This is a genomic window from Nocardioides sp. SYSU D00038 (assembly GCF_016924665.1).
Taxonomy (GTDB): domain Bacteria; phylum Actinomycetota; class Actinomycetes; order Propionibacteriales; family Nocardioidaceae; genus Nocardioides.
This window is the reverse complement of sequence record NZ_JAFFJT010000031.1, coordinates 1-18168: the sequence shown is the minus strand read 5'-3', so window position 1 is coordinate 18168 and position 18168 is coordinate 1. Positions and strand designations below refer to the sequence as shown.

At 75.7% G+C, this 18168-nt stretch carries 18 protein-coding genes; 10 read left to right on the top strand and 8 right to left on the bottom strand.

All coding sequences use genetic code 11. The features are described from left to right. Position 1 precedes the first annotated feature (1 nt). Entirely contained in the window at positions 2-2053 is a 2052-nt protein-coding gene (pknB, locus tag JT721_RS18080) for a Stk1 family PASTA domain-containing Ser/Thr kinase (protein ID WP_307828129.1), read from the bottom strand. 182 nt (positions 2054-2235) lie between these two features. Here pknB and JT721_RS18075 point away from each other — a divergent pair, with 182 nt between their 5' ends. The 3 genes from JT721_RS18075 to JT721_RS21510 are packed head-to-tail and all read left to right on the top strand — an operon-like array spanning position 2236 to position 3516. Beyond that, the gene (locus JT721_RS18075; protein WP_205474666.1) at positions 2236-2610 is read left to right on the top strand and encodes an Rv2175c family DNA-binding protein; all 375 of its coding nucleotides are present in this window, start codon (positions 2236-2238) and stop codon (positions 2608-2610) included. A 25-nt stretch (positions 2611-2635) separates the two neighbouring features. After that, positions 2636-3103, top strand: a complete 468-nt coding sequence (locus JT721_RS18070; RefSeq protein ID WP_205474665.1) for a ribonuclease domain-containing protein — start codon at positions 2636-2638, stop codon at positions 3101-3103. Continuing rightward, positions 3100-3516 (top strand): barstar family protein, encoded by a 417-nt coding sequence (locus JT721_RS21510; RefSeq protein WP_205474664.1) that lies wholly within the window; start codon positions 3100-3102, stop codon positions 3514-3516. Before JT721_RS18070 ends, JT721_RS21510 begins: the two co-directional genes overlap by 4 nt. 136 nt (positions 3517-3652) lie before the next feature. Here the strand turns inward: JT721_RS21510 and JT721_RS18060 are convergent, their stop codons facing one another. Next, positions 3653-4729 carry a polyprenyl synthetase family protein gene (locus tag JT721_RS18060; protein ID WP_307828128.1) on the bottom strand — a complete coding sequence of 359 codons (1077 nt, stop codon included), beginning with the start codon at positions 4727-4729 and terminating at the stop codon, positions 3653-3655. Between the two features lie 64 nt (positions 4730-4793). On the opposite strand from JT721_RS18060, the gene metF reads away from it, so the two are divergent. Together metF and JT721_RS18050 are read left to right on the top strand one after the other, a co-directional pair. Next, positions 4794-5687, top strand: a complete 894-nt coding sequence (gene metF, locus JT721_RS18055) for a methylenetetrahydrofolate reductase [NAD(P)H] (RefSeq protein ID WP_205474662.1) — start codon at positions 4794-4796, stop codon at positions 5685-5687. Continuing rightward, positions 5687-6283, top strand: coding sequence for an SIMPL domain-containing protein (locus JT721_RS18050; protein ID WP_205474661.1), 597 nt, complete (start codon positions 5687-5689; stop codon positions 6281-6283). The genes metF and JT721_RS18050 overlap by 1 nt, the downstream gene beginning before the upstream one ends. 852 nt (positions 6284-7135) lie before the next feature. Here JT721_RS18050 and JT721_RS18045 read toward each other — a convergent pair. The 6 genes from JT721_RS18045 to JT721_RS18020 all read right to left on the bottom strand — a co-directional run bounded on the left by JT721_RS18045 (position 7136) and on the right by JT721_RS18020 (position 11416). Then, complete coding sequence (locus JT721_RS18045) at positions 7136-8437, bottom strand: NAD(P)/FAD-dependent oxidoreductase (protein ID WP_205474660.1); 1302 nt, start codon at positions 8435-8437, stop codon at positions 7136-7138. A gap of 10 nt (positions 8438-8447) precedes the next feature. Further along, a complete protein-coding gene (locus JT721_RS18040) occupies positions 8448-9053 on the bottom strand; it encodes a DUF4126 domain-containing protein (RefSeq protein WP_205474659.1) in 606 nt (201 codons plus the stop codon). Positions 9054-9089: 36 nt separating this feature from the next. Continuing rightward, entirely contained in the window at positions 9090-9995 is a 906-nt protein-coding gene (locus JT721_RS18035; RefSeq protein WP_205474658.1) for a hypothetical protein, read from the bottom strand. Then, entirely contained in the window at positions 9992-10504 is a 513-nt protein-coding gene (locus JT721_RS18030; RefSeq protein WP_205474657.1) for a SigE family RNA polymerase sigma factor, read from the bottom strand. Before JT721_RS18030 ends, JT721_RS18035 begins: the two co-directional genes overlap by 4 nt. A gap of 76 nt (positions 10505-10580) precedes the next feature. Then, positions 10581-10943 (bottom strand): ArsC/Spx/MgsR family protein, encoded by a 363-nt coding sequence (locus JT721_RS18025; RefSeq protein WP_205474656.1) that lies wholly within the window; start codon positions 10941-10943, stop codon positions 10581-10583. After that, positions 10943-11416 carry a YbaK/EbsC family protein gene (locus JT721_RS18020; RefSeq protein ID WP_205474655.1) on the bottom strand — a complete coding sequence of 158 codons (474 nt, stop codon included), beginning with the start codon at positions 11414-11416 and terminating at the stop codon, positions 10943-10945. Before JT721_RS18020 ends, JT721_RS18025 begins: the two co-directional genes overlap by 1 nt. A 65-nt stretch (positions 11417-11481) precedes the next feature. Between JT721_RS18020 and JT721_RS18015 the strand changes: the two genes are divergently transcribed. The 5 genes from JT721_RS18015 to JT721_RS17995 all read left to right on the top strand — a co-directional run bounded on the left by JT721_RS18015 (position 11482) and on the right by JT721_RS17995 (position 17937). Then, positions 11482-11973, top strand: a complete 492-nt coding sequence (locus JT721_RS18015; protein WP_205474654.1) for a hypothetical protein — start codon at positions 11482-11484, stop codon at positions 11971-11973. Positions 11974-12309: 336 nt separating this feature from the next. Next, positions 12310-12717 (top strand): DUF6504 family protein, encoded by a 408-nt coding sequence (locus JT721_RS18010; RefSeq protein WP_205474653.1) that lies wholly within the window; start codon positions 12310-12312, stop codon positions 12715-12717. Positions 12718-12751: 34 nt separating this feature from the next. Then, a complete protein-coding gene (locus JT721_RS18005; RefSeq protein ID WP_205474652.1) occupies positions 12752-13207 on the top strand; it encodes an SAV_6107 family HEPN domain-containing protein in 456 nt (151 codons plus the stop codon). A 22-nt stretch (positions 13208-13229) separates the two neighbouring features. Further along, positions 13230-17180 (top strand): DNA polymerase III subunit alpha, encoded by a 3951-nt coding sequence (locus JT721_RS18000; RefSeq protein ID WP_205474651.1) that lies wholly within the window; start codon positions 13230-13232, stop codon positions 17178-17180. Positions 17181-17202: 22 nt separating this feature from the next. Then, positions 17203-17937 carry a methyltransferase gene (locus tag JT721_RS17995; RefSeq protein ID WP_205474650.1) on the top strand — a complete coding sequence of 245 codons (735 nt, stop codon included), beginning with the start codon at positions 17203-17205 and terminating at the stop codon, positions 17935-17937. Positions 17938-18168: the final 231 nt, after the last annotated feature.

The window sequence follows — 18168 nt, the reverse complement described above, 5'->3', positions numbered from 1 at the left end:
GTCAGACGAGGTAGAGCGTGATCGTGCTGCCCCGCGGCACCAGGTCGCCGGACCTCGGGCTGGTGGAGAACACGTAGCCGAGGCCGAGGTACTGGTCGGACTCCTGCACGTCGACGCGGAAGCCGGCGTCCTCGAGCTTCTCGCGGGCGGCGTCGACGCCGGAGGCGACCAGCCCGCCCGGGACCTCGACCAGCTCGGGGCCGAGGGAGACCGTGAGCGTCACGGTGTCGTCTCGGAACAGGGTGCCGCCGCGCGGCGCCTGGTCGATGACGAGGCCCTCGGCGACGTCGTCGGAGTACTCCTCGTCGACCTCGACCCGCAGGCCGCGCTTCTCGAGCCGGGCGACGGCCTTGTCGGCGTCGCGGCCGACCCAGTCACCGACCTTGACCGGCTTGCGCCCCTGGGAGACGAAGATGTCGACGACGCTGCCGGGCCGCAGCACGGTGCCGGCCGCGGGGTCGGAGCCCAGCACGGTGCCGGCCGGCACGGTCTCCGACCAGCGCGGCACCGACCGCCCGAACTCCATCCGGCTCGCGAGGATCTCGTCCTGCGCCTCGTCCTCCGACAGCCCGGCCAGCCTGGGCAGCTCGTACTGCTCGACGCCGAGGGAGAGCACGATCGTCACGGTGCCGCCGTCGAGCACCCGGTCGCCGGCCCCCGGGTCGGAGGAGAGCACCAGGCCCTTCTCGACCGTGGTGGAGTACGCCGGCTCACCCACCTCGACGTCGAGACCGGCCTCCTCCAGCCGCTCCACGGCCTCGGCCTGGGTGAGGTTGATCAGCCCCGGCGTGGTCGTGTAGCGGGCCCAGCCGAACCACCACGCCCCGCTGCCGACCGCAGCGGCGACGAGGAGCGCGAGGACCAGCAGCAGGGGCCCGCGCCGGCGGCGGCGCGATGGGCCGGCGACCGGTGCGGCCGGTACGTGCGGCGGGGTGGGCTGCGGGGTGGGCGGCGCCGCGGCCCTCGGGGTCGAGCGGGTGGCGGCGCGCGGGAGCGCGGTGGTGGGCTGGGGTCGCCGGTCGTCGGTGGGACCGGGCGCGAGCAGCGCCTCCATCTCGGCCTGGTTCCAAGGCTCGGGGGAGGTGTCGCCCATCGGGCGCGGCACCTCGGCGGTATCGGTGCGCACCGCCCGGGGCCGCAGGTCGGCGACCAGGTCGGGGTCCTCGCGCACCCCGTGGGCCAGCGCGGTGCCGACCCGCCGCAGCTGGTGGAGCAGCACCCCGGCGTCGGTGGGGCGCTGCTCGCGGTCGCGGGCGGTGGCCCGCGCGACCAGCGCGTCGACGTACTCCGGGATGCCGCCCACCGAGGCCGACGGCGCGGGCACGTCCTCGTGGACGTGCTTGTAGGCGACCTGGATCGGGGTCTCGCCCTGGTGGGGCTTGGTGCCGGTGAGCAGCTCGTAGAGGATCACCCCGGCGGCGTAGACGTCGGCCCGGGCGTCGGAGCGGCCCTCGACGACCAGCTCGGGCGCGATGTAGGACACCGTGCCGATCAGCACGCCGGTCGCGGTGTGGCTGGTGGTGCCGGTGACCGCCTTGGCCAGGCCGAAGTCGGCGACCTTGACCCGGCCGTCGTCGGCGATCAGCACGTTCTCGGGCTTGACGTCGCGGTGCACCAGCCCGGCCCGGTGGGCCGCGGCGAGCGCCGAGACGACGGGCTCGAGCAGGGCCAGCGCCCGGGCGGGCGACATCGGCGCCGACTCGGCGATGGTGTCGCGCAGGGTGTGCCCCGGGATCAGCTCCATGGCGAGGTAGACGTCCCCCTCGTCGGTGCCCTGGTCGTAGACCGCGACGATGTTGGGGTGGGAGACCCGTGCGGCGTTGCGAGCCTCGGTGACGAAGCGGGCCGCGAACTCCTCGTCGTCTCCGAGCCCGGGGTGCATCACCTTGACCGCCACGGTGCGGTCGAGCCGGATGTCGGTGGCCTCGTAGACGCTGGCCATGCCGCCGCGGGCGATCCGGGGCCCGATCCGGTAGCGGCCCTCGAGCAGCCGCCCGGTCAAGGGGTCGCTCGTGGCCGCGGTGACGCCCTCGCGGGCGTGGTGGTCTGGCACCACAGCGACCCTCCTGCGATCCGGACGGGGAAGTGGTCCGGCGGGCCAATCGTACGGACGCCGGACCCTCCGGGCACGCCTGCGTGGGCCCCCGGCGTGCCGTGGCAGCGGGTGAGGGGCCGGTGGTGGGCCCGTGGTGGGCCGTGTGGCGGCGACCGCGGGGCCGGTGGGACCATCGGGGCATGACCGAGCAGCCCCGCCTCGCCGACGCCGACCTCGCCGCCCTCGTCCCGGAGTGGCTCGACTGGGCCGCGACCGCGAAGGCCCTCGGCGTCACCGTCGGCAAGGTCAAGACGATGATCCGCGACCACGAGCTGGCGGCCGCCGTCCCGTCTCCCGGGGCCGGCCAGCAGGTGCCGGCCGACTTCATCCAGGACGGGCTGCCGGTCAAGGGCCTCCCGGGGCTGCTGGTCGTGCTCCACGACGGCGGCTACGACGACCGCGAGTGCATCGCGTGGCTGTTCACCGACGCCGACCTGCCGGGCCGGCCCATCGACGCGTTGCGCGAGAACCGCGGGTCGGAGGTCAAGCGCCGCGCCCAGGCGATGGCCTTCTGAGGTCCGCCGGGCCAGGATCACCGGCATGCGGTGGGACCGGCGCACCGTCCGACGGGTCGCCGTCGGGCTGGCCGTGGTGGTGGTGCTGTCGGTCGTGCTCTGGCTGCGCGACGGCGGTGCCGACCTCGTCGGCCTGGACCCGGCCGGACCCGGGACCTCGGCCACCGCGGGGTCGGAGCGGCCCGAGACCGGCGACGTGGACGACGAGACCGGGCTGAGGTGGGTCCGCGAGGAGGACCTGCCGGTGCTGGCCCAGGGCACCCTCGCCGTCCTCGACCAGGGCGGCCCGTTCCCCTGTCGCAAGGACGGGGCGGTGTTCCACAACCGCGAGGGGATCCTGCCGCGCCGCGACCGTGGGTACTACCGCGAGTACACCGTCATCGGTCCCTCGTGCGGCGGGTCCCGGGGTACCGAGCGGATCGTCACGGGCGGGCCCGAGGAGTTCTTCCACACCGCTGACCACTACGACTCCTTCGAGCGGGTGGCGCGGTGAGCGGACTCGCCGCGCTCCTGGCCGGCCGGCGGCCCCCCGGCGTCTACCGGTGGCACGCGTCCTTCGAGCCGGCCGTCGTCCGGGACGCCGTGGAGGCGGCCGGCGCGCGCCTCGGCCACGTCGACGGGTGGCCGCTGCCCGACCGCGCCGCCGTGCTGGCCGAGCTGGGGGTGGCCCTCGGCTTCCCCGACTGGCACGGTCGCAACCTCGACGCCCTGTGGGACTGCCTCACCGACCTCACCGCGCCGACCGTGCTGCTGTGGGACGGCTGGTCGGTGCTGGCGCGGGCGGACGAGCCCGCGTTCGCCGGGGTGCTCGGGGTGCTGCGCGACCGCAGCGCCGAGGAGCCGGCGTTCAGCACCCTCCTGCGCGGCGAGGGCCCCGACCTGGCCGACGTGCCCCACCTGGACTGACGCCGGCGCTGGCCGGGCCCGGTGCCGGGCTCGCTGGACGTCGGCCCCGCGGACCTCTCGGCCAGAACCCCGACTTGTCGGCCGGAACTTCGGCCGAGAAGTCACGGTTTCCCCGGTGGACCGGGGAAACCTCCCCCTAGACGGCGCGCCGGGTAGCAGCGGCCGCCAGCCCCCGCAGCACGCCGCGGGCGTGCTCGTCGACGTCGGCCCGGTCGAGCGCGCCGAGCGCGACGCCCACCAGCTCGTCGATGACCGCCTCCACCTGGGCGGGCGCGCCCGAGGCCTCGATCAGCCCGGCGAGCCGGGTCACCTGGTCGGCGGTCAGCGCGGTGCCGAGCGAGGAGTCGAGCAGCCTCGCGTCGGCGTCGGGCAGGGCGTCGAGGGCCAGCGCGACCAGCACGGTGCGCTTGCCCTCCACCAGGTCGTCGCCGGCGGGCTTGCCGGTGGTGGCGGGGTCGCCGAGCACGCCGAGCAGGTCGTCGCGCAGCTGGAAGGCCTCGCCCAGCGGCAGGCCGAAGCCGCTCAGGGCGGCCGCGGCCTCGCGGTCGGCGCCGGCCAGCGCGGCGCCGATGTGGAGGGGGCGCTCGATGGAGTACTTGGCCGACTTGTAGCGCAACACCGTCATCGCGGTGTCGACGTCGGCCCGGCCCCGGGCCTGCACCGAGACGTCGAGGAACTGCCCGGTGATCACCTCCGAGCGGCACAGGTCGTAGACGTCGAGGGCGGCCGCCACCCGCTCGGCCGGCAGCCCGCAGCGGCGCAGCATCTCGTCGGCCCAGGCGAGCAGCAGGTCGCCGAGCAGGATCGCGCCCGCCGCACCGTACTGCTCGGGGTCGCCACGCCAGCCGGACGCGCGGTGCTCGGCTTCGAGCTGGCGGTGGGTGGCCGGGCGGCCGCGGCGCTGGTCGGAGGCGTCCATGTAGTCGTCGTGCACCAGGGCGCTGGCGTGCAGCAGCTCCAGCGCCGAGCAGGCGCGCACGAGGGCGTCCTCGTCGTCGTCGCCGGGCGCGAGGGCGCGGTGGCCCCAGTAGCAGAACGCCGCCCGCAGCCGCTTCCCGCCCGCGACCGAGGTGCGCGCCTCGGCGAGCAGCCGGTCGGCGTCGGGCCCCAGCGGCGCGAGCCGCTCCGCCTGGGAGTCGAGGAAGCCGTCGAGGGCCAGCTGCACCCGGTCGCGGAATCCCGCCTGGTCCCAGGCCGCTGCGTCGTTCGCCACGCGCAGAGTCTCCCAGAGCGGGAAACCCCCACGGTCCGACCCCGGCACTCCTAGACTCGGCCCCATGTGTGCCGACCGTGCTCCCGGTATCGGAGAGCTCCTCGCCCAGGGCGAGCGCTCGTTCTCGTTCGAGTTCTTCCCGCCCAAGGACGAGGCCGGGGAGGAGCAGCTCTGGGACGCCATCCGCGCCCTGGAGCCCTACCGCCCGACGTTCGTCTCGGTGACGTACGGCGCCGGCGGCTCCACGCGCGACAAGACCGTGCGGATCACCGGGCGGATCGCCCGCGAGACCTCGATGGTGCCGATGGCCCACCTCACCTGCGTCGGCCACACGGTCGGCGAGCTCGAGGGGATCCTCGACTCCTTCGCGGAGGCCGGCATCGCCAACGTGATGGTGCTGCGGGGCGACCCCAGCGACGGCCCGCGCGCGCCGTGGACCCCCACCGAGGGCGGCCTGACCTACGCCACCGACCTGGTCGAGCTGGTCCGCTCGCGCGGCGACTTCACCGTGGGCGTCGCGGCCTTCCCCGAGGGGCACCCGTCGGCAGAGTCGCTCGACCACGACGCCGACGTGCTCGTCGCCAAGGCCCGCGCCGGCGCGGAGTTCGCGGTGACCCAGATGTTCTTCCGGGCCGACGACTACTTCGCGCTCGTCGACCGGGTGCGCGCCCGCGGCGTCGACATGCCGATCCTGCCCGGCATCATGCCGATCCTGAACCTCAACGCCATCCGCCGCCAGGGCGAGCTCATCGGCACCTCGGTGCCCGACGACGTCGTCGCGCGGATCTCGGCCCACGAGGGCGACCCGGCCGCCGTCCGCGCCGAGGGCATCGCGCTCGCCGCGGAGCTCTGCGAGCGGCTCCTCGACGGCGGCGCGCCGGGCCTGCACTTCTACACCCTCAACCGGTCCAAGGCGACCCTGGAGATCTTCGCGCGCCTCAACCTCACGGTCGCCTGATGCGCACGGTCACCGTCACCGGCCGCGGCGCGGCCAGGGCGGTGCCCGACAGCGCGGTGGTGCGGCTCGCGGCCACCCACCGCGCGGTCGGCCTGGGTGACGCGCTGGCCGGCGCCGAGTCGACCCGCGCTGCGATCGTCTCCGCCGCGGGCGGCCTGACCGTCGGCTCCCAGGACCTCAGCGTCTGGCCGGCCCGCGACGACCAGGGGCGCCCGGCCGGCTTCGAGGCCCGTCATGCGCTCGTCGTGTCCTGCCCCGGCCTCGACCGGGCGAGCGAGCTGCTGACCCGGCTGGCCGCCGAGGTGGGCGACCGGCTCACCGTCGACGGCGTGCAACTCGAGGTCTCCGACACCACCACCGGGCGTACGGCGGCCCGCGAGGCCGCGATGGCCGATGCCCGCGCCCGCGCCGAGCACCTCGCCGGCCTCGCCGGCGCCACCCTGGGCGAGGTCCAGCGGGTCGTCGAGGACGCCCCCGCCGGTCCGGGCCCCGCGCTCCACGAGCTCGCGGCCGCCAAGACCGACGTCGCCCTCGAGCCCGGCGAGACCACGGTCACCGCAGCCGTCACGGTCACCTTCGCCCTCGACGCTGGTTGAGGACGTCGCGCCAGCGACTGTCTCGAAACCTCCGCCGGCCGAACGCCCTACGTGGGGACGGAGGGCTCTTGCCTCACCGGGTCTCGAGGCGGGACACCGCCGCTGGTTGAGGAAGTCGCGCTAGCGACTGTCTCGAAACCTCCGCCGGCCGAACGCCCCACGTGGGGACGGGAGGGCTCTTGCCTCACCGGGTTTCGAGACAGGACTTCGTCCTTCCTCAACCAGCGGTGGGCACTGGACGCCGACCGTCCCACAGCGGGCGTTCGGCCCACCGGGTCTCGACGACGCTCGCTGCTCGACCAGCGCGGCACCGGTGGTCGAGCAGCGACGAGCCCCAGCGAGGAGCGCCCGTCGAGACCCCAGACGGCCGATCGCCCTGCCGTCCCCACCGGAGGGCGTTCGTCGTACTAGGTTTCGAGACAGGCGTTGCACGCCTTCCTCAACCAGCGAGCTGCCGCGCCGCACGCACGGAGGCGGCGGAGCGACGGGCGGCGTTCGGCACGTAGACGGCGGCGTGGCGCCGAAGCGTTCGCCGGGGAACCGCAGGGCAGCGTCCGGCGACACGGCAACGAGTGCCGAACGACGTCCGGCGCGCAGCAGCCGCAGTGCCCACCCCCGCGCGGCACCCCGCACCCCACTCCACCAACCACAGTCACCCGCCCGCCGGATCCCACCAGCCCGCAGTCAGCCCCCGGCCGAGCCCCGTCGCCGGAGTCGCCCGCTACAGGGAGGGCGTTCGGCCCACCGGGTCTCGAGGCTCGTCGCCAGGGCTCCTCGCACCTCGACCAGCGTCCTGCGGTCGGCTCACCGGGTCTCGACGACGCTCGCTGGCGCTCGCTGCTCGACCAGCGGTCAGGCGGGGCCCACCACCTGCGCCACCAGCGACGCCGACAGGCCGACGAAGGCCAGGCCGCCGCCGGGGGCGGCGTGGGCGCCGGCGGCCAGCACGCCCGGCACCGGGGTGCGCGGGCCGAGGCGCTGGCGGACCGTGCGGCGGCCCTGCCACAGCACCCCCATCGGCGAGCCGCGCCAGAGCTCGACCTGGTCGCGGGCCGAGCGGTCGAGGCGCGTGACGACCTGCTGGCGCACCTTGATGCCGGTGCGGGCCAGGGCGATCACCAGGTCCTCGGCGAGGCGGCCGCGGGCCATCACGGTCCAGGCGTGGTGCCCCTCGGGAGCCGTGCCCCCGGTGCGGACCACGATCGTGGGGTCGCCGTGCAGCACCACCTCGTGGGGCAGGTCGGGCACCTCGCCCTCCAGCCCGAGGTGCGCCACCACCGGCGGCAGCGCCGGCATCGTGGCGCGCACGTGCTCGGCGAGCACCGGCAGCCGCCGCGGGTCGATCGCCACCACCACGACGTCGGCGTCGACCTGGCCGGCCAGGGTGTCGACGGCGACCGCCCGCCCCCCGCGGACGACGAGGTCGCGGACCTCCGATCCGAGCACCACGGTGACGCCGCGGGTCGCGAGCCGCGCGGTCAGCGCGTCGGCCAGGCGACCCATACCGCCGTCGACCGTCCAGACCCCGAACCGCTGCTCGAGGTAGGCGGTGAGGCCCACCCAGGCCGGCACGTTGCGCAGGTCGTGGCCCTCCATCTCGCTGGCATGGGCGGCCACCAGCCGCAGCCGCTCGTCGCGGAAGGTGCGGCGCAGCCGCTTGTGCAGCGTCTCGCGGCCGTCGAGCAGGGCGGCGAGCTCCTTGGGCACCGCGTCGGGGTCCCACGGCGCCTCGGCGTAGCCGCGACGCACCACCTCCCAGGCGTCGGCGTACGACGCGACGTGGTCGACCCACTGGCGTCCCAGCCCCGGGCCCAGCTCGTCGACGGCGGCCAGCTGCGCGGCGCGGGACCCGCCGGGCAGGCGCAGCACCGAGTCGTCGTCGAAGCGGTGTTCGCGCAGCAGGGGCAGCTCGACCAGGTCGAGCTCGGCGTCGAGGGGGCGGCCGGACTTGCGGAACAGGTCGCGCAGCACGCCGGGCAGCGTGGTCCAGGTGGGTCCGGTGTCCCACGAGAAACCGTCCTGGGCCACGGTGCCGAGCGCACCGCCGAGGGTGTCGCCGGCCTCGAGCAGCGTCACCTCGTGGCCGAGCTTGGCCAGCCGGGCGGCGGAGGCGAGCCCGCCGAAGCCGCCACCGACCACCACCACGCGCGCCATGCGCGGCACCCTACGGCCCGGTCGCCCCGGTCACCGCTGGGGGCGAGCCGCGGCCGCGCCACCGGCGCCAGCCGCGCCGGACCAGCCGGAGCGCGAACCACAGCAGCACCAGGCCGACCACCAGCAGCACGGCGGCGACGGCCGCCGCGGTGCGCGGGTGCTCGATCGCGAACCACACCACGCCCAGCACCGCGACGTCCTCGGCGATGCTGGCCGCGATGTTGGTGACCGGCTCGGGGGAGGAGTTGATCGCCAGCCGGCCGCCGGCCTTGACCAGGTGCGAGAGCAGCGCGGTGCCGCCGCCGACCACTCCGCCGACGGCCTCGGGGAGCGAGCCGGCCTCGCCGGCCACGAGCACGCCGAGCACCGCGCCGACCGTGGGCCGGATCGCGGTGGAGATCACGTCCCAGGTCGAGTCGATGACGGGGATCTTGTCGGCCACGAACTCCATCGCGTACATCAGGCCCGCGAGCCCGAGCACCTCCCAGCGGCCCAGCACGTCGGGCACCTCGGCGAAGCCGCCGACGCGCTCGGCGATGCCGAGCACCAGCACGACCAGGTAGCTGTTGACGCCGCTGGCCCAGCCGCTGGAGAAGGCCAGCGAGAGTGAGTCCACGCGCCGCAGCCTAGGGCCGCGGCGCGTGGGGGTCACTCACTCGCAGGAGACGCCCTCGAGGCCCTTGGTCGGCATCGTCCAGGCGTCGCAGCCGTTCTCGCCCTTCGGCGGCCGCGGCATCACCAGCACCGGGTCGCTGCCGATCTCGGCCAGGTCGGCGTACGAGGCGGTGAAGCCGGCGCGGGCCGGGTCGCGGTCGGTTGCCTTGACGGTCTCCGATGCCTGGGTGAGCAGGGTCTCGGACTTGATCACCTCGACCTGCCGCTGGAAGAACAGCCGGTCCAGCCCCACGGTCTCGAGGCGCTCGCGGTCGACCGTCATCCAGCCGGCTCGGGGGTTGCGCGCCATCGGCTTGAGCGCCACCAGCCGGCTCACCACCGCGTTGCCGTCGGCGTCGGTGGTCGCGGTGCACTCGAGGGCGTAGCCCTGGGCGAGGTCGTCGGCGCACACCGCGGCGTGGTCGCCCTCGGCCTCGCCGCGGGCGTGCATGATCGACACGACGTACTCGTGCTGACGGTCGCCGTAGGAGACGTCGAGCCCGCTGGCCCTGGGCCAGTACTTCTCCGGCAGCGACTGGCCCTGGTCGTCCCACGCCTTGAACACCGGCTCGCCGAGGGCGGGCTGGCCGCGCTCGAGCACCGGCCGCACGTGGGCGTCCATCAGCGCCGGCATCCGCCGCACGTCGTAGTCGTCGAGCGCCGCCTGGGAGCGGGGGTCGATGGCGGCCACCTCGCGGCCACCGCCGTCGGTGAGCTGGCCCTGCAGCGCCGGGGCCACCCCGGCGAGGGCGCCCACCGCGGCCACGGTCGCCACCGAGGCGACGGCGCGGCGGGCCCGCAGGCGACGCCGGCCGGCGCCGATCGCGGGGAGGGGCAGCATCGTGGACGGCTCGTCGCGGGCGACGTGCTCGCGGAGCAGGGTCTGCAGGTCGTCGTGGGTCATCGCGGATCCTCCGTGGTCAGCCCCGAGAGGGCGGGTGCCAGCGACGGCAGGTGCCGGCGCAGGGTGGTGAGGGCGCGCGAGGTCTGGCTCTTCACCGTGCCGTCGGCGATGCCGAGCAGGTGTGCCACCTCGGCGACCGGCAGGTCGTCGAGGAAGCGCAGTGCCACGATCGCCCGCTGCTGCGGCGGCAGCAGCGCCAGCGCGGCGCCGAGGTCGAGCACCGGCTCGGGGTCGCGGCCCGGACGGTCGGGCAGCACCTCGGTCGGGGTCTCGGGCCGGTGCCGCCGCAGGTGCGACAGGCACTCGTTGACCACGATCCGGCGGGCGTACGGCAGCCGGGTGGCGGGCCGGGTGCGGCCCCACGCTGCGTACAGCTTGGCCATGGCCTGCTGGGTGAGGTCCTCGGCGAGGTGCCAGTCGCGCACCACGAGGTACGCCGTGCGCCGCAGCCCCGGCGCGCTGGCTCCGAAGAACTCGGTGAACTCGGTCTCCCGCCGGTCGCGTCTCATCACACCCTTCCTACGCCGTCGGGCGGGCGCGGGGTTCGCATCCGGTGCGAACGGGTTCAGGTCGGTGCGGGCCGGATCAGCCGCGTCGCGCGGCCTCGACGACCCGGGTCACCGTCTCGACGTCGCGAGCGACCACGGCGGTGCCGTCGTCGAGGGTGATGATCGGGCGCTGGATCGCCCGCGGGTGCGCGGCCAGCGCCTCCAGCCAGGCCCGGCGGGCGCCCGCCTCGCGGGGCAGGTCGATGCCGGCCTCGCGGGCCTCCTTCGTGCGAGCCACCTCCCACGGCTCGACGCCGAGCCGGGCCACGACGTCGGCGAGCTCGTCGGCCGTCGGCGGGTCGTCGAGGTAGCGCCGCACCGTGTGCTCGACGCCCGCCTCCGCGAGCGCGGCCCCGGCGGTGCGGCACTTCGAGCACGCGGGGTTGGACCAGATCTCCATCAGGCCACCTCCACCACGGTCGCGCCGGTGAGCGCGAGCAGCTCGTCGTAGGTGGTGGAGAAGACCGCGGCGGGGTGCCCGGCCGCGGCCCACACCACCGGGTGCCGCTCGAGCCAGGGGTCGAGGTACGTCGGCACCGGTGCGGGGTGGGCGATGGGGGAGACCCCGCCGATCGCCTGCCCGGTGTGCTGCTTGACGAACTCCGGCGTGGCCCGCTGCAGCCGGTCGACCCCGATGGCCGCGGCGACCTTGGCGGTGTCGACCCGGTGGGCCCCGGAGGTGAGGATCAGCACCGGGGAGCCGCCCACGTCGAAGACGAGGCTGTTGGCGATCGCGCCGACCTCGCAGCCCAGCGCCTCGGCCGCCAGGGCGGCGGTGTGCACCGAGTCGGGGAGGACGACGATCCGGCCGGTGCCGCCGCGGCGCTGGTGCTCCTCGCGGAACCGGGCGATGGCGGGGTGCTCGCTGGTCATGGCGCGAATCTAGTGGGGGGAGGCGACGACTAGAGTGCGGGGCACCGCCCCACGAGAGGACCCCGATGAGGCCGACCTCGGTCACCCGAGCCATCCAGCTGCACTGGCTGCTGGTGGGGCTCGGCCTGCTCGTCACGGTGCTGACCGTGGTCCGCGAGGACGCGCTGATCCGCTCGTGGGCGGAGGGCAACTCCCGCGAGACGCGCGAGCTGCTCGCCTCCGGCGGCGTGGAGGCGGTCCGGGCCAGCTCGGTCACGCCGCCGGCGTTCATCCCGGTCGCGGTGGTGCTGTTCATCGTCTGCGCGCTGCTGGTCTGGGTGCTGCTGGCCTTCTTCGGCAACGGCTACGGCTGGGCCCGCTGGAGCCTCGCGACGCTGGTCTTCGGCGTGGTGGTCTGCTCGGTGGCCGGCATCCGCACCGACCCGCCCGCGATGTTCGTGGTCTTCTCGGTCGTCTCGTTCGTCCTCGAGCTCGCCGCCACCTACTTCCTGTGGCACCGCGACACCTCCGCCTACCTCGCCGGCACCTGGGCGGCCGAGGAGCCCGTGCCCGCCTGAGCCGGCTCTGCCCGCGGGTGCGGGTTGGTTGGTCGCGCCTGAATCACGCCTGTGCGCCGTTCGTGCGCGCGGGGGATGGGTGGTCGGGGGTCTGAACCACGCCCGTGCGCCGTTCGTGCGCCCACCCGACCGGCCCTCGACCGGCCCCCCGACCGGCCCTGGACCCGCCCTTGACCGGGTGTCCGGGGAGCGGTGTACCGTGGTCATCGTTCGAACACGTGTTCGAACGACCGGCGGGGGCGACCTCGACCCCCGTCCCCGCCGGTCCGGGCCACCGGCGGTGGCCCGGGGCACGGCAGGGGTCGTCGGCCGGGGTCGGGACAAGGGGAGTGCGCGATGCGGAAGTACGACGACCCCGTCGAGGTGCGGCGGGGGTGGGTGGCCGGGGTCGAGGCCCCGGAGCAGTTCCTGTGGCGCGGGCGGCTGTGGAAGGTGCGGGCGGTGCTGGCCCACTGGGTCGAGACCGGCCCGTGGTGGGAGTCCTCGGGCGCCCGCGACGTGATCGGCTCGGCGGAGCCCCCCGCGGCCACGCGGGTGGAGCAGCAGGGGCCGGTCTCCCTCGGCGAGCTGGTCTCCGAGCGCGAGCTGTGGCGGGTCGAGGCCGGGCGCGGCCCCGGTCCGGTCCGGCCGGCCGCGGCCCTGCCCCCGGTGGCGGAGACCGCCGGCCCCGACACGGGAGGCGTCTTCGACCTCTCCTTCGACTGGTCCGACGGCTGCTGGCAGCTCGTCGGCTGCGCCGACTGACGACCCCACACCGAGACGAGCAGAGGAACCCGCCATGGAGACCACCGCGACCAGCGAGACCCCCCACCCGTTCGCCCTGCCGGCGACCACCCACTCCTACCTCGCCCGGGCGGCCGAGTCGCTGCACGAGGCGATGACCAGCCCCGAGCACACCACCCGCTACGCCTGCGCCCACGTCGCCGCCCTCCGGGCCGCGGCGGCGCTGCTGGCCGCCCGGGCCCGGCCGGCACCCGCCCGGCGCCGCCCGCAGAAGAACGCCTGGGTGCTGCTGGCCGAGGTCGCCCCCGAGCTCTCCGAGTGGGCCACCTTCTTCGCGGCCGGGGCGGCCAAGCGGGCGGCCGCCGAGGCCGGCTCCAGCCGGGCCGTCACCGAGCGCGAGGCCGACGACCTGGTGCGCGACGCCGACCGCTTCCTGGGGGTGGTGGAGCAGGCCCTGGGGCTGGTGCCCCACTTGCCCCGGCAGGAGCGGCTCGCGCGGCGGGTGGGCTGAGCCGGGCGAGCGGAGCGGGACCATGAGCGACCCGTTCGTCCACCTGCACGTGGCGTCGGGCTACTCCCTGCAGTACGGCGCCTCCCACCCCCACGTCCTGGTCGAGCGTGCGGCCGAGCACGAGATGGACACCCTCGCGCTCACCGACCGCGACGGCACCTACGGCGCGGTCAAGTTCGCCCGTGCCTGCGCGGTCGCCGGGATCCGCCCGGTCCTCGGCGTCGAGCTGGCCCACCGCCCGGTGCTGGGGGCCGACCGGTCCGGGCCGGCGCAGCCGGCGCCCCGGCGTCGGTCCCCGGTGCGCGGCGGCACCTACCGCGAGCCGGTCACCGGCGGGCTGCCGCGGGTCACCTTCCTGGCCAGCGCCGACGGCAGCGGCGGGCGGGCCGGCTGGGCGGCGGTGTGCCGGCTGGTCTCGGCGGTCCAGCTGGCGGGGGAGCGGGGCGCGCCGGTGCTCGACCTCGACCTGCTCGCCGAGCGGCTGGCCGGCCCGCTCGCGGCCGGCGACCTCCACGTGCGGCTGGGGCCGGCGCCCGCGCTCGGCGCCGCGGCCACCCGCCGTCGCGACGACCTCGCGCTGGCCGCGCTGGAGCCGTGGCGGGCCCTGGTGCCCGCCACCCACCTCACCGTCGAGCTGGTCTCCCACCGGCTGCCGGGCTCGGGGGGCGGCGGCTGGGGGCCCGGCACCACCCCCCACGCCGCCCGGATGGCCGCGGTGGCCCGCCGGGCCGGGCTCGGCTCGGTGCTGAGCAACCAGGTCCGCTACGCCGACCGTGGCGACGCCGCCACCGTCGACGTCCTCGACGCCGCCCGGCGGCTGGTCGCGCTCGACCGGCGCCACCTCGACCGGGGCAACGCCGAGGGGTTCCTCAAGTCCGGCAAGCAGATGGCCGAGGTCGCCGAGGAGATCGCGCGGGCCTCCGGCCTCGGCGGCGACCCCGCCCGCGAGGCCACCCGGCTGCTCGCCCGCACCCGGGCGGTCGCCGACCGGTGCGCCCTCGACCCGCGCGCCGACCTGGGCCTGGGCGAGGTGCACTTCCCCGAGCTCGAGACCGCCAGCCGCGGGTTCGCCCCCCGCCACACCCCGGGGGCGACCCCCGCCGACGCGCTGCTGCGCGCCCGCTGCGAGGGGGCGATCGGCGACCGCTACGGCTCCGCGCCCCGGCAGGTCGTCTGGAAGCGGCTCGACGACGAGCTCGAGATGATCCGCAGCCTCGGCTACGCCTCCTACTTCCTCACCGTCGGCGACGTCACCGACCTGATCCGCGAGATGGGGGTGCGGTGCGCGGCCCGGGGCTCGGGCGCGGGCAGCCTGGTCAACTACCTGCTCGGCGTCTCGGGGATCGACCCGGTCCGCCACGGCCTGCTGATGGAGCGGTTCCTCTCCCCGCTGCGCGAGGCGCTGCCCGACATCGACGTCGACGTCGAGTCGGCGCGCCGGCTCGAGGTCTACGAGCGGATCCTCGACCGCTACGGCGGGGAGCGCTGCGTGTGCGTCTCGATGATGGACACCTACCGGGTGCGCCACGCCGTCCGCGACGTCGGCGCCGCGCTCGGCATGCCGCCCGGCGAGGTCGACGCGATCGCCAAGGCGTTCCCCCACATCCGGGCCCGCGACGCCCGGGTCGCGCTCCGCGACCTGCCCGAGCTGCGCGCCAGCGGGCTCACCGACACCCGGCTCGACCTGATGTTCCAGCTCGTCGAGCGGCTCGACGGCCTGCCGCGCCACGTCGCCGTCCACCCGTGCGGGGTGCTGCTCTCCGACGCGACCCTGCTCGACCGCACGCCGGTCGAGGCCAGCTTCGCGGGGTTCCCGATGAGCCAGTTCGACAAGGACGACGTCGAGGACCTCGGCCTGCTCAAGCTCGACGTGCTCGGCATCCGGATGCAGTCCTCGATGGCCCACGCGGCCGCCGCGACCCGCCGCCCCGCCGGCGTCGCGGTCGCCCTCGACGACGAGGCCCAGGTGCCCCTCGACGACCCCGAGACCTACGCGATGATCTCCTCGGCCCAGACCCTGGGCGTCTTCCAGATCGAGTCGCCGGGCCAGCGCGAGCTGGTCGGCAAGTCCGGCCTCGACAGCTTCTCCGACATCATCACCGACATCTCGCTGTTCCGGCCCGGACCGGTCAAGAGCGACATGATCACCCCCTACCTCGAGGTCAAGCAGGGCTGGCGCGAGGCGACCTACGTCCACCCCGACCTGGCGCCGATCCTGGGCCAGACCCACGGCGTGGTCGTCTTCCACGAGCAGGTGATCGAGATGATCGCCCAGCTCACCGGCATCTCTTTCGCGGAGGCCGACGAGAAGCGGCGCGCGCTCGGCGACGCCGAGGGGATGGCCGAGACCCGCACCTGGTTCTTCCCGCGCGCGCTCGCCCGGGGCTACTCGCTGGCCGTGGTCGAGCAGGTCTGGGAGGTGGTGGCGGCCTTCGCCTCCTTCGGCTTCTGCAAGGCCCACGCGGCGGCGTTCGCGCTGCCGACCTTCCAGTCGGCGTGGCTCAAGACCCACTGGCCGGCCCACTTCCTGTCGGGGGTGCTCACCCACGACCCCGGCATGTACCCCAAGCGGCTGATCCTCGACGACGCGCGCCGGCTCGGGATCGCGGTGCTCGGGCTCGACGTCGACGCCAGCGAGAAGCACTACGTCGTCGAGCGGGTCACCGGCGACGACGGGGAGCCCCGCGACGGGATCCGGCTGGCCCTGTCGGAGGTCAAGGGCATCACCGAGGCCGAGGTGGACCGGATCGTCGCGGCCCGGCCCTACACCTCGCTCACCGACTTCTGGCACCGGGCCCGGGTCTCCCGGCCGGTGCTCGAGCGGCTGGTGCTCGCCGGGGGCTTCGACGGCGTCTACGGCATCGGCACCGCCGACGCCGACGTGCGCCGGCGCAACCGCACCACCCGGCGCGACCTGCTGCTCCAGGTCGCCGAGCTCGACCGCCACACCCGGGCGCTCGAGCGGGGCGCCCGGGGGCGCGGCCTGGCCGCCCGGCGGGTCGCTCCGGCGGCCTCGGGCAGCGGCACCGGCTCCCGAGCCCGGGCCCTCGCCGACGAGGCGGCGGCCCGCAACAGCACCGACCCCCGCGACCGGGCCGCCGCCACCCCGGTCGAGCGGCACGCGCTGGCCGACCCCGGGGTCTGGGCCCGGGCCGCCGCCCAGTCCCGGGCCACCGCGCCACCACCCCCGGTCGACTCGGTGCAGCTCGCGCTCGAGCTCGGCGACGGGCCGCGGGAGGGGGAGGTCTCCGGGCTGCCGGAGCTGACCGCCCAGGAGTCGATGAAGGCCGAGCTCGAGATCCTCGGCCTCGACGTGAGCCGTCACGTCCTCGACTCCTACGCCGGCTTCCTCGACGCGCTCGGCGTGGTCCGCAGCAAGGACCTGCTGGCCCAGCGCAACCGGTCCGAGCTGCTGGTCGCCGGGGTCAAGGTGGCCACCCAGACCCCGCCGATCCGATCCGGCAAGCGGGTCGTCTTCCTCACCCTCGACGACTCCACCGGCCCGGTCGACGCCACCTTCTTCGAGGACGCCCAGGGCCCCTACGCCGCCACCGTCTTCCACTCCTGGCTGCTGGTGGTGCGGGGGGTGCTGCGCCGCACCGGTCACCGCGGCGTCTCGCTGCGCGCCACCGGCGCCTGGGAGCTGCCGGTGCTCCACGACGTGTGGCGCCACGACGGGCTGGAGGCGGTCCGCGAGCTGCTCGCGGTGGTGCCCGAGGGCTTCGGCGGCGTCGGGGTCGAGGACGCCGTGGCCGGCGCCGCCGAGAGCCGGGCGACCCGGCCGGTGGTGGCCCGGCCTGGCGACCCCACCCAGCAGGGGAGCGGCACCGCCGGCGGCATGGGCCGGCGCCGGGTGCTCGTGCACTCCAGCGGGTTCCGGATGTCGCCCTACGCCGACGTCAAGCCGGCCGGCGAGGACACCCGCGAGGTGGCCCGCAAGCTCTGGCACCGCAGCCCCGGGAGTCCGGGATGAGCCACGCCCTAGGCTGGTCGCCATGTCAGCGACCGAGCGTGCCGGCGAGCGGCGGGCCTCGGCCCGCACCGCCGTGGTGTGGGCCGACCTCCTGCCCGTGCTGGAGAACGGGCTGGAGGACGGGCCGCTCGACGTCCTCGACATCGGCGGCGGCACCGGCACCTCCGCGGTCCGGGTCGCCGAGCTCGGACACCGGGTCTCGGTGGTCGACCCCAGCCCCGACGCGCTGGCGGCGCTGGCCCGCCGCGCCCGCGAGCGCGGCCTGGAGGTCGCCGGCCAGCAGGGCGACCTGTCCACGCTGCTGGAGGTCAGCGCCCCCGCCAGCGCCGACGTGGTGCTCTGCCACGGCGTGCTCGAGGTGGTCGACGACCCCGCCGCGGCCCTGGCCACCCTCCGCGAGGTGCTGCGCCCCGGCGGCACCCTCAGCCTCCTCCTCGCCCAGCGCCACGCGGCCGTCATCGCCCGAGCCATGGCCGGGCACTTCCCCCAGGCGCTCGCGCTCCTGGCCGACACGTCCGCGCAGGGGCGGTCGGGGCGCCGGTTCACCCACGACGAGGCCACCGCGCTCCTGGCCGGGGCCGGCTTCGACCTGGTCTCCGTCCACGGCGTCCGGGTCTTCGCCGACCTGGTCCCCGGCTCGCTGCTCGACCTCGAGCCAGGCGCCACCGCCGCCCTGGTCGAGCTCGAGACCGCCGTCGCCGAGCGTCCCGAGTACCTCCCGCTCGCCACGCAGCTGCACCTGCTCGCCCGGCGCTGAGGCCGAGGCCGCGGGCGCACCTGCTCGCTGCGCTCGCGGTGCTGTCGGTCGGCTTCTGGGGTGGGGGTGCGCCCGTGCTCGCTGCGCTCGCCGGGCTGTCGGTCGTCTCGTCCTTGGGTTGCGGTGCGCACCTGCTCGCTGCGCTCGCGGTGCTGTCGGTCGGCTCTCTCTCTGCTTCCCCCTCGCCGAGTCGGCGCTCGTGCACCCGTCGCTCCGCTCGCGTGCACGACC

What these genes read in the sequence shown, in the direction of transcription:
- JT721_RS18075 (WP_205474666.1), top strand. Translation starts at nt 2,236, where the DNA reads ATGACCGAGCAGCCCCGCCTCGCCGACGCCGACCTCGCCGCCCTCGTC.
- JT721_RS18010 (WP_205474653.1), top strand. Translation starts at nt 12,310, where the DNA reads ATGCGGAAGTACGACGACCCCGTCGAGGTGCGGCGGGGGTGGGTGGCC.
- JT721_RS18025 (WP_205474656.1), bottom strand. Translation starts at nt 10,943, where the DNA reads ATGGAGATCTGGTCCAACCCCGCGTGCTCGAAGTGCCGCACCGCCGGG.
- JT721_RS18005 (WP_205474652.1), top strand. Translation starts at nt 12,752, where the DNA reads ATGGAGACCACCGCGACCAGCGAGACCCCCCACCCGTTCGCCCTGCCG.
- JT721_RS18050 (WP_205474661.1), top strand. Translation starts at nt 5,687, where the DNA reads ATGCGCACGGTCACCGTCACCGGCCGCGGCGCGGCCAGGGCGGTGCCC.
- metF (WP_205474662.1), top strand. Translation starts at nt 4,794, where the DNA reads ATGTGTGCCGACCGTGCTCCCGGTATCGGAGAGCTCCTCGCCCAGGGC.
- JT721_RS17995 (WP_205474650.1), top strand. Translation starts at nt 17,203, where the DNA reads ATGTCAGCGACCGAGCGTGCCGGCGAGCGGCGGGCCTCGGCCCGCACC.
- JT721_RS18015 (WP_205474654.1), top strand. Translation starts at nt 11,482, where the DNA reads ATGAGGCCGACCTCGGTCACCCGAGCCATCCAGCTGCACTGGCTGCTG.
- JT721_RS18070 (WP_205474665.1), top strand. Translation starts at nt 2,636, where the DNA reads ATGCGGTGGGACCGGCGCACCGTCCGACGGGTCGCCGTCGGGCTGGCC.
- JT721_RS18030 (WP_205474657.1), bottom strand. Translation starts at nt 10,504, where the DNA reads ATGAGACGCGACCGGCGGGAGACCGAGTTCACCGAGTTCTTCGGAGCC.
- JT721_RS18035 (WP_205474658.1), bottom strand. Translation starts at nt 9,995, where the DNA reads ATGACCCACGACGACCTGCAGACCCTGCTCCGCGAGCACGTCGCCCGC.
- JT721_RS18000 (WP_205474651.1), top strand. Translation starts at nt 13,230, where the DNA reads ATGAGCGACCCGTTCGTCCACCTGCACGTGGCGTCGGGCTACTCCCTG.
- JT721_RS18045 (WP_205474660.1), bottom strand. Translation starts at nt 8,437, where the DNA reads ATGGCGCGCGTGGTGGTGGTCGGTGGCGGCTTCGGCGGGCTCGCCTCC.
- JT721_RS18020 (WP_205474655.1), bottom strand. Translation starts at nt 11,416, where the DNA reads ATGACCAGCGAGCACCCCGCCATCGCCCGGTTCCGCGAGGAGCACCAG.